General features: G+C 43.5%; 13 protein-coding genes. 9 read left to right on the top strand and 4 right to left on the bottom strand.

Annotated elements, in window-relative coordinates; genetic code table 11:
- The first annotated feature begins 38 nt into the window (after positions 1 to 38).
- Genes G3570_RS10460 through G3570_RS10450 form a run of 3 tightly spaced genes read left to right on the top strand, consistent with a single transcriptional unit; the run spans position 39 to position 2,957 of the window.
- Positions 39 to 1,085 carry a histidine kinase gene (locus G3570_RS10460; RefSeq protein WP_165142038.1) on the top strand — a complete coding sequence of 349 codons (1,047 nt, stop codon included), beginning with the start codon at positions 39 to 41 and terminating at the stop codon, positions 1,083 to 1,085.
- 2 nt (positions 1,086 to 1,087) lie between these two features.
- The gene (locus tag G3570_RS10455; RefSeq protein ID WP_165142036.1) at positions 1,088 to 2,203 is read left to right on the top strand and encodes a sensor histidine kinase; all 1,116 of its coding nucleotides are present in this window, start codon (positions 1,088 to 1,090) and stop codon (positions 2,201 to 2,203) included.
- Positions 2,196 to 2,957, top strand: a complete 762-nt coding sequence (locus tag G3570_RS10450; protein WP_165142034.1) for a LytR/AlgR family response regulator transcription factor — start codon at positions 2,196 to 2,198, stop codon at positions 2,955 to 2,957. The genes G3570_RS10455 and G3570_RS10450 overlap by 8 nt, the downstream gene beginning before the upstream one ends.
- Positions 2,958 to 3,036: 79 nt before the next feature.
- Here the strand turns inward: G3570_RS10450 and G3570_RS10445 are convergent, their stop codons facing one another.
- A complete protein-coding gene (locus tag G3570_RS10445; RefSeq protein WP_165142032.1) occupies positions 3,037 to 5,040 on the bottom strand; it encodes a GWxTD domain-containing protein in 2,004 nt (667 codons plus the stop codon).
- 561 nt (positions 5,041 to 5,601) lie between these two features.
- Here G3570_RS10445 and G3570_RS10440 point away from each other — a divergent pair.
- The 5 genes from G3570_RS10440 to G3570_RS10420 all read left to right on the top strand — a co-directional run bounded on the left by G3570_RS10440 (position 5,602) and on the right by G3570_RS10420 (position 10,911).
- On the top strand, positions 5,602 to 6,183 hold the full coding sequence (locus G3570_RS10440) for a thioredoxin family protein (protein WP_165142030.1): 582 nt from the start codon (positions 5,602 to 5,604) through the stop codon (positions 6,181 to 6,183).
- A 13-nt stretch (positions 6,184 to 6,196) separates the two neighbouring features.
- Entirely contained in the window at positions 6,197 to 6,859 is a 663-nt protein-coding gene (pdxH, locus tag G3570_RS10435) for a pyridoxamine 5'-phosphate oxidase (RefSeq protein ID WP_165142028.1), read from the top strand.
- A 110-nt stretch (positions 6,860 to 6,969) separates the two neighbouring features.
- Complete coding sequence (gene trmB / locus G3570_RS10430) at positions 6,970 to 7,629, top strand: tRNA (guanosine(46)-N7)-methyltransferase TrmB (protein WP_165142026.1); 660 nt, start codon at positions 6,970 to 6,972, stop codon at positions 7,627 to 7,629.
- 129 nt (positions 7,630 to 7,758) lie between these two features.
- On the top strand, positions 7,759 to 8,364 hold the full coding sequence (locus G3570_RS10425; protein WP_165142024.1) for a TetR/AcrR family transcriptional regulator: 606 nt from the start codon (positions 7,759 to 7,761) through the stop codon (positions 8,362 to 8,364).
- Between the two features lie 33 nt (positions 8,365 to 8,397).
- Positions 8,398 to 10,911: an acyl-CoA dehydrogenase gene (locus G3570_RS10420; protein WP_165142022.1), complete on the top strand. Its 2,514-nt coding sequence runs from the start codon at positions 8,398 to 8,400 to the stop codon at positions 10,909 to 10,911.
- Between the two features lie 332 nt (positions 10,912 to 11,243).
- Here G3570_RS10420 and G3570_RS16495 read toward each other — a convergent pair whose 3' ends face one another.
- The 3 genes from G3570_RS16495 to G3570_RS10405 are packed head-to-tail and all read right to left on the bottom strand — an operon-like array spanning position 11,244 to position 13,175.
- Positions 11,244 to 12,131 (bottom strand): TPM domain-containing protein, encoded by an 888-nt coding sequence (locus G3570_RS16495; protein WP_165142020.1) that lies wholly within the window; start codon positions 12,129 to 12,131, stop codon positions 11,244 to 11,246.
- Positions 12,121 to 12,570, bottom strand: coding sequence for a TPM domain-containing protein (locus tag G3570_RS10410; protein WP_249066966.1), 450 nt, complete (start codon positions 12,568 to 12,570; stop codon positions 12,121 to 12,123). The genes G3570_RS16495 and G3570_RS10410 overlap by 11 nt, the downstream gene beginning before the upstream one ends.
- 17 nt (positions 12,571 to 12,587) lie before the next feature.
- A complete protein-coding gene (locus tag G3570_RS10405) occupies positions 12,588 to 13,175 on the bottom strand; it encodes a LemA family protein (protein ID WP_165142018.1) in 588 nt (195 codons plus the stop codon).
- 201 nt (positions 13,176 to 13,376) lie between these two features.
- Here G3570_RS10405 and G3570_RS10400 point away from each other — a divergent pair, with 201 nt between their 5' ends.
- Positions 13,377 to 14,075, top strand: coding sequence for an HAD family hydrolase (locus tag G3570_RS10400; protein ID WP_165142016.1), 699 nt, complete (start codon positions 13,377 to 13,379; stop codon positions 14,073 to 14,075).
- Positions 14,076 to 14,104 lie beyond the last annotated feature (29 nt).

The following is a 14,104-nucleotide window of genomic DNA, read 5'->3' as shown; positions in this document are numbered from 1 at the left end:
TTTGGTCTGTCGTGATACTGCTGATTTCATCCATAACAATGCTAACAACCCTCCAAGAAGGGTCGGATATTGATTTCTTCAATATCATATGGTTCGAAATCCTTTGTATTTCACCCTGGATAGCATTAACCCCTGTCATAATATGGCTGGCCCGCAGCTATAAATTTGAAAAGCAGAGCATCTATTCCAGCATAGGGATGCATTTCGTTTCAATGCTATTCCTGTTTAGTGTGCACTCATTGGTCCAGAGCTTCACGGTATCCCAATTTTATGAAGTCGCTTTTAGCTGGGCGTATATTCAAAGAGATTTTCTCGGTTTTATCGATATGCGTGTAATGCTCTATGCGGGAATCCTACTCGGAGTATATACGCTCGATTTTCAGAGAAAATACAGGGCCATACAACTTAAGGAGCCTCGCATTAAAGCCGAACTGAACGAAGCAAAATTTCAGGCACTGATAAATCAGATACAGCCTGATTTTCTGATGGAAACTATTGAAGCCATAAAAAACAGCCTGGATGAAGGCGAGGAAGCCTCCGAGGAGATCTTAACCGAGTTCAGTGACCTGTTGCGAATCATGCTCTCTAACGTTAAAAAGGATGAAGTGGTGCTGGAGGAAGATCTAAAGGCATTTGAGCTATACACGAGTATTCTGAAAAAACGGTTGGGACAGGACATGCTTATTGAGAAAAATATTGAGGAATCCTGTAATGAGGCCCTGGTTCCCTCATTCCTTATTCTAATCCCGGTTTTTGAGCAGATCATTGCCTCTATTGAACCTTCCCGGAATATTATTCAAAAAATAAGCTATAATGCTGTACTCATACAGGGAAAAATTCATTTGCAGGTAGCTATAAAAGGGATAAACCTTCCATATCCGAAAGTGCCCAAATATCTGATGAATACTGAAATCCTCAAGATAGTAGACAAATATCAAAACAAGTACCGAGAGGTTGATTTTAAGACTCAGACGGGAAAAAAACGCATCACTATAAACCTGACATTTCCATTCCTGCCATCAGAAGAGGATCAAGAAGAAATAGCTGAAGCCGATGATACTGAAATCGGCAGTTTATACCAGTGATTATGAATTCTTTATATAGCAAAATAAAACAGGAGAAACTGATAGTAGCTATCGCCCTTACGGTATGGCTCTTTCTGGTATTGACAACAATCAGCAAATCCTATGCTTATTTTATACGTAATAACGAGGTACCGGATCTGAATTTTCTGGTTGTCAGGGCTTTGTTCATATGGGGGGTGATTGCCCTGTTTACTCCTGTCTGGATCAAATTGGCCAGAAAGCTGTTTCAGCATGATTCAACCGTTCTGACCTTCGGTATTCACATCATAATGAGCATCCTCATTGTACCGGTGTATTCGGTTACATATCGTTTGCTGATGCTCGTTCTTTGGTATGATAACTCATGGAATCTGGAATCCATGATGGCCTCCATTCCTACTGTTATGGTCTCCTATGGAATTGTAGGTCCGTTGTCATACTGGTTGACTATAGGTTCCTACTACCTGAAAAAATACTATGACCAGTATAAAGAGCGACAATTGCGGAATATGGAAATGCAGGCTGAACTGGCTTCTATCAGGCTTCACGTTTTGAAAGTTCAGCTTCATCCGCATTTTCTCTTTAATACGCTTCACAATATAAATTCATTGATTTACGAAGCCCCTGAGATAGCCCGCCGGTTATTGAATCTTCTGAAGCGGTTCTTGCAAATATCCATCAAGCGTGTCAATAAACAGCTGGTTCCGCTGATGGATGAACTCGAATTCACAGGTACCTATTTGGCCATCGAGAAAACACGGTTTAGTGATCGGCTGACTATTAATACAGATATTGAGGAAGATACTATAAATGCCCTGGTCCCCAGTTTCCTACTGCAACCCCTGGTTGAAAATGCAGTTAAGCACGGAATCTCCAAAAAAATGCAGCCCGGGATTCTAAGAATAACGTCCAAAAAATCGGGAGAATACCTGAACCTGTCGGTTGAGGACAACGGTCCCGGCATTAATGGAACGTCAAATGGAAGCGGTATCGGACTTGAAAATATCAGGCAGCGTTTGAACCAGCTTTTTACTGAAAACTCATTTGAGCTTCTTAGATCAGAACTGGGAGGCTTGAAGGTGGAAATCAGAATTCCTTTTACTACCAAAAAGCAAACTGCGGTGGCAAACCATGGATAGAAAAATCAGAACTGTTATAGTGGATGATGAACCTTTGGCCCGTAAACGACTCGAAAGTCTACTTAAAGAAGATAAAGAGATAGAGTTACTGGAATCTTGTGCAAACGGTCAGGAAGCTATTGAAACGATTGAGAAAGAGCGCCCGGATCTGGTTTTCCTTGATATTCAGATGCCCGAAATCAATGGTTTTGAAGTGCTACAGGGTATTGATCAGGATAAGGTACCTTTAGTGGTATTTGTAACCGCATATGATGAGTATGCCATTAAGGCCTTTGATGTACACGCACTGGACTACATCATGAAACCATTTAAGCGAGAGCGGTTTTATGAATCCCTGGATAGGGCAAAGAAAGCTCTTAAACAGGATGACAAAGCCAAAATGAGTGGCAAAATAGAGGACCTGTTGGAATACCTGGATGAGTCAGGCGGGCCGCAATCACGCATTCTTGTAAAATCTTCAGGGCGGTATTTTTTCCTTAAAGCAACGGATATCGATTGGATTGAATCGTCAGGTAACTATGTGCGCATTCATTCCGGTGGCAAAAACTACCTTATACGAGAGACTATGAAAAACATGGAGAAGAAATTGGATTCCGATACCTTCTTCAGAATTCACAGATCCACAATAATCAATGTAGAAAAGGTCAAAGAGCTGGAACAGTGGTTTCACGGGGATTACCAGGTGATCATGTATAACGATCATAAGCTTACGATGAGCAGAAACTATAAAGAGATCCTGGAGAAGTTCAGTTAAAGCCGGAATTAAATCACTATACCACCGATACGTAATTTAGCTTGCTTAGATGAGGATTTTTAAAAAGGATTAGTCCGGTTCAGGGTTGATCTTCAATTTGAAAATCAATGTAACGTTCTTCGGTAGTTCCCGGTATTTCAGGATTTAAAAACCGGAATACGGCGCGATAGCTCCCTGTTTCGAGATCAGCAGTTTGAATTTCAATATTTTCACTTCCCCGATCTGAGGCTGAGGATAAATTGAGGGTCAATCTTATTCCGGTATCTCTCAGTTTACGCCTTTTTTTGCGATGAATGGAATATTCGACCTGGTATTGGTAGAGGCTATCCGTTCCTGCATTTAAGTGATAAGTCTCGAAATATACGGCAAGGTTTTCGCCTTGGGGCAGGCGATCATCAGGCGGTATTATAAAATGGAACTCTTCAATCTGATTTGTTTTCTCCTTGCCTCGGTATCCCCATATGATATCACTGACTTCTATCTTATCACTGCTGCTGTTCAATGGACTGCTCTCCTGGATACGGCTCACTGCAGATGCAAGAATATACCTGTCGGCCTCTGACTCCTCACCTTTTAGCTGTGGTATTCGTGACACTTCGCTGCTGATCATTATAGCTTTTGATGAGTCTGAGGCGGTAGCACTCTGTTTCGGAATACTCAATAGCGTGGCTATGGTACCCGGAAGATCACCTCTTAAAAAAGTCTCCTGCTTGTCTATCAGGATGGAACGGCCCTCTCTATTAACAGCGTCTACAGATGCTGTGAGTTTGTAAACGGGTTTCTGATGTTGGGAGATTACGGCATCGTAGGAGATCAAGTTATTATGAGGATTACTGAACAAAACAAGCTTTCGATAGGGATTATTTTCTTCATCCAGAAAACGGTAGGATTTATAGTGCTGTGAAATCAGATTTAACCTCTCTTCCATAGTTGAATTCGATTCCGGGGCCCTATCCTGCAGTCGTTGCAATGCCATTTCAGCCTGCGGCGAACGACTGATCATTTTAAACGAATTGAAGTTCAGGTGTCCTCGCATATATTTCATCCAGTTATCCTCATAGCTGGCAAGCTGTTTACCGAAAAATATATCTATCGTCGACAGGCGATCATAAAGCGCCATCTGCAGAAAAGGACCGGCCGTCAAACCACGGGGACCGGTATCATATCGCCAGGAAGAACTGATGCCCATGTTAAAAGAGCCGTTGGGAATAAAGTCTTCCAGGCTTTTTCTAAGTCCAAAAGTACCTTTGTTGGCCGATTCACCGAAAATGAAAATGAGGGGCTGTTTCTTTTCAATATTCCTGTATACCCAAACCTCGTAATACTTGGGCATATACTGCTGCTTGATCGACATATTTAGGTTGTAAAGCTCTCTGGGATCAATTCCACCCTTGAAAAAGGAAAGGTCATAAAGCTTACTTCTTATCTCTGTGTTTGAAGGGGAGAGTAATCCGGACCTTTCAATGGTTGGTTTACCGTATCTAACGAAAATAGTACCCCGGTCGTCAGTACCATAAAGTCCATCGGTATTTTTTGTATAGTTCTTTCGAGCATGAGCAATACGTTGCCAGTGCTCCGATAGCCGCTCATTTATTTGAGTAGAACGTACCGGATCGCGAATGCTCCAAAAATAAGCTATGTCGTGAGCAAGACTCTTATCCTTGCTTTCTATCTTAGTTTTCCACTCTGACTTTTGTTCTTCAGGAACAAGCGGCAATGTATTTATAGCCTCTATTTCAATGATTCCGAACCTTTTGTGGGCAGGTGTCTCCCGCAAGACTTCAAAATAGATTTGCTGGGCAAAAGTGAAATGGTCGGTAGCATTACTTTCGATAACATTATGTACAAATGCAATTTTGGTATCAGGATCGGTACATACCTTTTGTTCGATGTTTGTTCTGAAATCATCAAGAGGTACCGTCTCATATTGGATATCAGAAAAGTGGTTGGTACCGATAGGGCAAGGTTCTGATAGATGAGTAGCTAATGTTCTTGCATCCGCCGGTGGAATGGGCTCAGCCAGAGCAACATCTTGAACCGGAAGCGTTAAGAGCTGAAGTAGTATTAAGGTGGTAGCAACCATATTATCGGACCTTCAAAGACATTAGTAACAAAGCCTCATTCTAAATGTACAAATTACCCGTTACTAATTGGAATTTTTGTAGTTAATAACTTAGCCAAAAGAAATCTCAATGACAGGTGCTCAGGGATGATAAGCAGCTAGATATTGTTGAGATGAGTTTTATCGCTTTAAGAGTGTTATCGGAAAACAGGTAATAGCGGTACGGAACGTTATTCAACCTGTTATAACATAAGGAAGGAGAAATGAATAGAAACCGACTATTATATTTGTAGAGAATTTCGGGATAAGTATAATTATTTCAAATTATTACAACTAATAATGAAACTATTTGAGCCCCTCTGCCGTATGAAATAAACAGCTACGATAAAAGCCCGACGCTTTTAGAACTATCCCCAAGATAGTGGCTTTTCTAAGCATAAATAACCTCAGGAAAATAATCAGGCGTCGGGCTTTTATATTTTCTTTCTAACCGCCTATCTTTGCGAAGTATCCCTATGAAAAGGAATGCTTATTCCTTAATCTTTGTAAGATTAAACTAATTCTGAATTAAGATCTTATTTTATGTCTGCAACACCATCTACTATGCTTGAATTGGGCACCGATGCGCCTGATTTCAATCTCCCCGACGTCGTAACCGGAGACCATATGTCATTAACTGATTTTGAGGATTCGGAGGCTCTACTGGTCATTTTTATGTGTAATCATTGCCCGTATGTTAAGAACATTAAACAGGGACTCGTTGAGCTTGCCGACGATTATTCGGAAGAAGAGCTGGCAATTGTAGCAATCAGCTCAAATGATGCCGAAAAATATCCCCAGGATGGACCGGAAAAGATGGCAGAGGATGCTGAAAATTTTGGATATTCTTTTCCCTATCTCTATGACGAGAGCCAGGAAGTGGCCAAAGCATACAAAGCAGCATGCACTCCCGATCTCTATCTTTTTGATGAGAACCGTGAGCTCGTTTACCGAGGGCAATTTGATGACAGCCGACCCGGGAATGGCAAACCTGTAACCGGTGACGACTTAAGAGAAGCCGTTGACCTATTGCTCGAAGATGGAGAAATAATGGAAGAGCAAATTCCAAGTATGGGCTGCAACATTAAATGGAAACCCGGAAATGAACCAGATTATTTTGGCTAGGTAATAAATTACTATGGAAATCAAATCGAACGAAAGCAACTCAAAGATTGAACAACTGCGGCGGGAATATGCCCGTGAAGAACTGCTCGAGGAAAATGTCAGCAAAGATCCGGTAGACCAGTTTGCTACATGGTTTGAGCAGGCTCTGCAATCGGAAGTTGTGGAACCGAATGCAATGTCGTTGGCCACAGCCGGGAGCGACGGGAATCCATCGGTTCGCATTGTACTTTTAAAAGGTTTTGATAAGGATGGATTTCGTTTCTTCAGCAATTATCAAAGCAGAAAAGGTAAAGAACTGGATGTGAATCCTAACGCATCACTCTGTTTTTTCTGGCCTGAACTGGAAAGACAGGTTCGCCTGGAGGGGTCAGTCGAAAAAATAAGCAGAGAAGAGTCGGAAGAGTATTTCCATAAACGACCACGTCTGAGTCAGATCGGGGCCTGGGCCTCCAATCAAAGTGAGGAGGTCATCTCTCGGGAAGAGCTGGAAGAGCGGTTTCAGAAACTAAAGAAAAAATATGAAGATAATGCTATTCCGGTCCCTGAATATTGGGGTGGTTATCTGCTAAAGCCATCTTCTATGGAATTCTGGCAGGGGAGGAGGGGCAGACTGCATGACCGTTTGATTTATGTGAATGAGGCGAACGAATGGACCATTAAAAGATTAGCCCCATAGGTTAAAACTTTTCTAAATCTTTTTAATACTGTACCTATCGTAAGCATGCGTTAGGCATTTCAATACTGTCACTGCAATAAATAATGAGATAAGGAAATACCTCTTGAACAATGGCCAAAACCAAGCTTCAGCGATTTGAGGATATCGATCAATTTGAAAACGTGCTCGAGCTCACTGATTTTCAGGATGCCCGGTCGAAACCGAAAGGAGTTTGGAAGGAGGAAATCTTTGGCAATGAAAATCCAATCACGCTGGAACTAGCCTGCGGCAAAGGTGACTACACGGTGGGCCTTGCAAGAAAATACCCGTCCAGAAATTATGTTGGGATAGACATAAAGGGGTCACGACTCTGGAAAGGTGCGCGTAAGGCAAGGGAAGAGCAACTTTCAAACGCCAGGTTTCTGAGAATTTATATCGATCATCTTGATGAGTACTTCGATGAGGGAGAGGTGGAAGAGATATGGATTACTTTTCCTGATCCCTACCTGAGAGGGGGTAACAGAAGCAAAAGACTGACATCAGATAAATTTCTAGCTATCTACCGGAATATTCTTCAAAAATCAGGACCCATACATCTGAAGACTGATAGTGAGGACCTCTTTAAATTCAGCAAATATTCGGTTGAAAAAAACGGGGGACGCATACAGGATGAAGTGGAAGATATTTATTCCGACTGTCCGGATGATGATATTTTGACCCTGAAAACTGATTTTGAGCGTAAGCATCTCAAAAAGGGCAAAATTATAAAATATCTTCAGTTTTCACTGTAAAGCCTTTCTTATTTTTTCAATTTAGCCAGTTTCAACCAATTTTAAGCACGCTATACGGTAAATATTGACTTTAAAAGCGGAATTGTTTATTTCTTAGTTAACACTGTTAACCTATTAAGGAAATAAAAGATGTCCGACCTCAGAGAACGGCTGCTCGATTCAGCCAGAAAGATTCTGCTGGAAGAGGGTCAGCGTAACTTTTCGCTGCGAAAAATTGCCCGGGAGACCGGTGTAAGTGCAACCAGTATATATCTTCATTTTGAGAGTAAAGATCATCTGATCCACGCTTTGATGGAAGAATCAATTGATAGATTGAATAATAAGTTGGAGGAATCCATCAAGGGCAAGACAGATCCTTTGGAAAAACTGAATATTCTCGCAAGAGTTTACGTTGAGTTTGCATTAGAGAACACAAAAGAGTACCAGATTATCTATACCGTAAGTTCTGACCAAATATCGCGTTACCCAAAGGAGAAGTTCAGAAAAGCCAGGCGCGGCTACGAAATTGTAACAGAAGTTTTAGAAGAAGGAGTAGAGAAGAATTTACTGGATGAAGATCATCCGCGCATTGCTGCCTATACGTTCTGGGCGCAGTTGCACGGAGTGATGTCTGTAGTATTAACTAAAAGACTGGATAACCGTTTGAACCAGCAGGAATTCATCGGACAAGCCATTGAACATATTATCCATGGTTTTCATGTTCGAACTGCCATACCGGCCAGTTTAAAAGATTAAGTTTGAATTTAACCAATACCCGGAGGATCCGCCATGGAAACGTTAATTGAAAGCTTGGGATTTTTAAATCAATTTCCCGTTTGGACTATCATTACAGGCTTTTTAGTCGTAGGAATCTTGTTCGCCTTTTGGGGCGTACCGCTTAGTATTTGGGCGGTTGCAGGTTTTATTACCCTGTGGGGAGTCAATGCCCCGGCATGGCTCTTGATCACTTACGCTGTCGTTTGCCTGGTGTTTAATATCAAGCCTATCAGGAGAACGCTGATAACCAACGGCATCATGAAGCTGTTGGATGCATTGAACTTCCTGCCAAAGATATCCCAAACCGAAAGAACAGCGATTGAAGCGGGAACGACGTGGGTAGATGCCGAACTCTTTTCCGGCAAACCCGACATGGATCGCCTTGCTGCAGAAAGCTATCCTGAATTGTCTGACAAAGAGCAGGCTTTTCTGGACGGGCCGGTAGAGGAGCTATGCGGTATGGTCAGTGACTGGGATGTGTTTGTCAGAAAGGGATTTACCGATGAGACGTGGGATTATCTGCGGGAGAACAAGTTTTTTGGCTTGATCATACCCGAAAAGTATGGTGGGCTTGAATTCTCAGCTTCTGCTCACAGTGCTATCATCACCAAATTGGCGTCTCGTTGCGGTCCATTGGCCACTACAGTAATGGTACCCAATTCACTGGGTCCGGCCGAGCTGTTGATGCATTACGGTACGGATGAACAGAAGGATCACTACCTGCCGAAACTGGCAACCGGTGAGGAGATGCCGTGCTTCGGTCTCACTGAGCCCACTGCAGGTTCCGATGCAGGTGCTATGACTGCAGAAGGGGTGGTGTTTAAAGACGATGACGGTGAGCTGAAGATCAGGCTGAACTTTAATAAGCGTTACATTACCCTTGCCGCAATTTCAACAGTAATTGGATTGGCTTTCAAGCTTCGTGATCCTGAAAACCATTTGGGTAAAGGAGAGAATCTCGGTATTACCTGTGCTCTGATACCCAGTGACACGGAGGGTATTGTATTGGGCCGAAGACACGATCCTTTGGGTGTTCCGTTTTACAACTGTCCGATTGACGGTAATGATGCGGTTATTTCCGTGGATCAAATCATTGGTGGGCCCGAACAAGCCGGCAATGGCTGGAGAATGCTCATGGAATCGCTGGGCGTTGGACGCGGTATTTCACTGCCTGCTCAAAGTGTGGGCGGATCGAAAACGGCCAGTCGGGCACTCGGTGCCTACGCGGCAGTGCGCAGACAGTTTGGAATCAATATCGGTAAGTTTGAAGGTATTGAAGAGCCGATGGCCAGGGTGGGAGGTTTTACCTACCTGATGGAAGCCGGCCGGCGCTACACCTGCGGCGGACTGGATATCGGAAACAAACCGGCCGTGATCACCGCTATTGCCAAATACTACTTCACTGAGTTGGGAAGGAAGGTAGTCAATGATGCCATGGATGTTCAGGGGGGCGCTGCCATTTCACGCGGCCCCAGAAACCTGTTTGCTCATAGCTATATTGCTACTCCCATAGCCATAACGGTGGAAGGAGCCAATATACTGACACGCACCCTGATGATATTTGGTCAAGGTGCCATCCGTTGTCATCCGTATGCCTTCAAAGAAATCGAGGCACTGACAAACAAGGATGTGAAAGCCTTCGATGATGTATTCTGGAAGCACATTGGTCATGTCTGTCAAAATTCGGCAAGAGCCTTGCTGATGAGCCTTACCCGTGGAAGAATTGCTTCAGCACCGACCAAAGGTCCGGTAGCCAAATACTACAAAAAACTGGCATGGACCTCAGCCACATTTGCTTTCATGGCAGATATTGCGCTGGGCTCCTACGGTGGCGGACTGAAAATTAAAGAGAAGATAAGCGGTAGATTTGCCGATATACTAGGCTGGATGTATCTGATTACATCAACCTTGCGAAGGTATGAGGCAGAGGGACGCAAGAAAGAAGATGAAATATTTCTCGATTGGACCATGCAATACGGCTTCTCTCAGATTCAGAATGCCTTTGATGGTATTTTCAAAGAAATAAAAGTTCCGGGTCTATCGTGGCTTTTCAAGGGGCCGATAGCGCTGTGGTCTCGCATGAACCGTATCAGCAGTATGCCATCCGATAAGCTTGGCAGTAAAGTGGCGCAAGCCATGCAGGAGCCGGGTGAGGTCCGTGATCGTCTCACATCCGGAATATATGTTCCTAAAGATAAGGAAGAGGCTCTTGGCCGCTACGAATATGCTCTGAATGCCTTAGTAGAAGCCGAACCTGTCTACAAGAAGATTCATGTGGCAACCAAGAAGAAAGAGCTGCCCAAAACGCAGCCACGCTTTGTGATCGATGAAGCCCTGGATAAAGGTATCATTAACGACGAGGAAGCGGAACTTATTCGAAAAGCTGAAGACGCTCGTATTGATGTAGTTCAGGTAGATGAATTCACGCTGGATGAGTATCTGCATGATACGCCGAATTCACCGATAAAAACAGAAAAGGCGCATCCCAAACAGGAGATGCAGGCTGCTACAGAGAAAGCAGAGTAACAGCGTTTAGCACTGAGTTTGCATAGAGTGCTCAGTCCAAAATAAAATAAGTAAAGAGGCCTTATCCTATACAGGATAAGGCCTCTTTCATTTAATGAGATTGTCGTTTATCCTGCTTACCGTGCTCTACTCCTTAAGAATATCTGGAATGGAGCGATTGTATTTCAGGAATCATATAAGACCGGTAGTTTCTATAGAATGGAGTAAGTATCACCAAGTTTCCGCAGCAGAGCATCGGAAACAGATAAGTGAAGATTTATTATTCTCAGTCTTATACAAGCAGGTTACCGGAAATTCACCAACTCAGTAAATCAGTAAATCAATAACTACCCTCACCATCCTCCGCTGGCACCTCCGCCACCGGAACCGAAGCCTCCGCCACCGCTGAAACCTCCGAAGCCTCCGCCACCTCCACCGCTAAAGCCGCCGGAGCTGCCTCCGCCAACCCAAATGAAACCGCCGGATCCCAGCGTTCTTCTTCTGCGTTTGCCTCGACCGCCACCGCCGCGACGGAAAATAGAATAGATCACATAGAAGATAAATAGTATAAAAATAATGGTGGATACCAGATCGTCCTCTCCTGAGCTGCTGCTTTCCGGCATCCTTCCTTCAAACTCACCCTCAGCCAGATCGATCATAATGGTAGTGGCTTTATCGATTCCTGCATAAAAATTACCGCTCCGGAACTCAGGAGTAATCACTTCTCGGATAATACGGCTTGACATCGCATCCGTTATGGCTCCTTCGAGGCCGTATCCAACCTCGATTCGGACTTTTCGTTCATTGGGCGCGATGAGCAACAACACGCCATTATAGCGCTCTTCATGCCACATGCGCCATTCATTGAAGAGCTCTGTGCCAACCTGCTGTATGTCATACCCTTTTAAATCAGGAAGAGTGGCTACTGCAATAACGTTGGTGGTGGAATCGCGATAATTGCGAAGTTTTGTTTCCAGCCGCTGCTGCTCAGAAGAGGTAAAGACATTGGCAAAATCGCTGACCATGCCTGTTGACTCAGAAGGAAAGTCCTGCGCTATAAGTGTTAAAGGGATGAGAAGAAATACCAATACCGAAAGGTATCTTCGCAAAATTTGTGTCACCCTATTTTGATGAAAGGACTGAGAAATCGTAATAGGTCCGGCTACCTGCTCCGTCGAATACTTTTGTGACTTGGCGGCTTTCGAATTGTTGCTTTGTTTACCGAATGTGCTACTCTTCATCGTTTTTGTAATAGCTGATTTCGTTGGACAATTCATTTATGTCGCCGCTCTGATAGGGGTACAACTCTTTTAACTTTTCACCGACTTTCTTAACAGCCTCCACAATTCCATTTTCATACTCCTCTTTTTTGAAGTAATCCAGCAAGATATTCAGTACATCACTCCAGAATCCATCTTCTACCTGTTCATGAATTCCCTTACCGGCATATACCGCAGCTTTGTGATCCTCGCTGGCAATATATATTAATACTCCATTCTGGAGTTCGGTATCATCCATGCCCAACTCATGGAAAATGCGAGCAGCACGTTCCAGAGGATCTCTTTTGCTTTTGTGTTCAATGTGAACACGCAGCTCACCCGATGTTTTATTCTCGGCTTCAGCAATAGCCTTGATAATCCTCTGTTCCTGTTTTTCCGTAAGAAAACCGTTGTCAGACATGATCTATAATTTGCAAGCTAGTCAAAATTCACTTCGGGAGCTTCCTGGGCTCCCTCGTCTGCTTCAAAATAGGCCTTGCTATCAAAACCAAATATCCCCGCAAAGATATTACTTGGAAATGTTCTGATGGATGTGTTGTAGGTCTGCACAGACTGGTTGAATCTCATGCGTTCGGTAGCGATCCTATTCTCTGTGCCCTCAAGCTGAGATTGCAAGTCCAGAAAGTTCTGGTTCGCCTGCAGCTCGGGGTAACGCTCCACGGTTGCCAACAAGCGAGACAGGGCGCCGGAAAGCTGGCTCTGTGCCTGTTGGAACTGGGCCAGTTTTTCAGGATTATTTAAATCTTCGGCAGTAACCTGAATGGAGGTTGCCCGGCTTCTGGCTTCGGTGACCTGTGTCAGTGTCTCTTGTTCAAAATCAGCAGCACCTTTCACGGTGTTTACCAGATTAGGTATCAATTCAGACCGGCGTTGATATTGATTTTCTACTTGTGCCCAAGCCTGGTTTACGGTTTCCTGTTTTTGAACCAGACCATTGTAGGAGCTGATCCCAAAAATTACCAGAAGGGCAACAATCCCCAAGACGATAAGAGTTTTAATATTCATGTGTAAAAATGGTTTATGGATTATTTCCTAAGCGCTTCAATATACGAAATGAGAATAAAAAGGATACAGCTCCTTTAGTTCTCATTCGTTTCCAAATTTAAGTTATAGATAAACAACTTATTGGTGTAATGCAGATGGCCAAATCTATTTTCCGATCTGATTGAAGTTCCCTATCTTTGGCCTTGAATTAAAAGCCCCCTAATGAAAGTGAAACCTAAATTTATTTATTTTGATCTGGATGACACGCTCCTGGATCATAAAAGTGCTGAAAAAAGTGCTTTAAATGATATTCATGAGCACTTCGACTGCTTCCGAGACACGGACGTTGCAGATCTCATAGATACCTACCATAAGGTCAACAGTCGCCAGTGGAAATTATACGGTGAGGGTGAAATTGCCCGGGAACAGCTGCAGCGTAACCGTTTCGAAGAAACACTGGAGAAGCTGGGATTGGATGGTAGCCGTTATGAAGAAATCGGGACGGCCTACATGGGTTTCTATCGCAACCATTGGGAGTGGGTTCAAGGGGCTGAAAAAGCCTTTCATTCAATTAGAAAAGATTTTGAGACCGGGATATTGACCAATGGGTTTTCGGAGACTCAAAAAGCCAAGTTTGAACAATTTAATCTCTATTCCCATGCCAGTCAGCTAGTGATATCTGAGGATGTAGGTCACTTGAAACCAGACCCCAGGATTTTTGAGTATGCTACTGAGCTGACAGGATATGATGCGAGTGATATCCTTTATATTGGAGACTCTTATAATTCAGATGTCCTTGGCGGTACTTCTTACGGTTGGAAAGTTGCCTGGTACACCTCTAATGGGGTAGAAGAGGAGCATGATAAAGCCGATATTGTCTTCAATACATTCAATGACTTGTACCGTTACCTGGAGGTATAATTTAACAGTATAATGTTGAAGGTAATCTG

It is taken from the genome of Halalkalibaculum roseum, from assembly GCF_011059145.1.
Taxonomy (GTDB): Bacteria; Bacteroidota; Rhodothermia; order Balneolales; family Balneolaceae; genus Halalkalibaculum; species Halalkalibaculum roseum.
The sequence above is the reverse complement of the archived record's forward strand: the minus strand, read 5'-3'. Positions and strand labels throughout refer to the sequence as shown.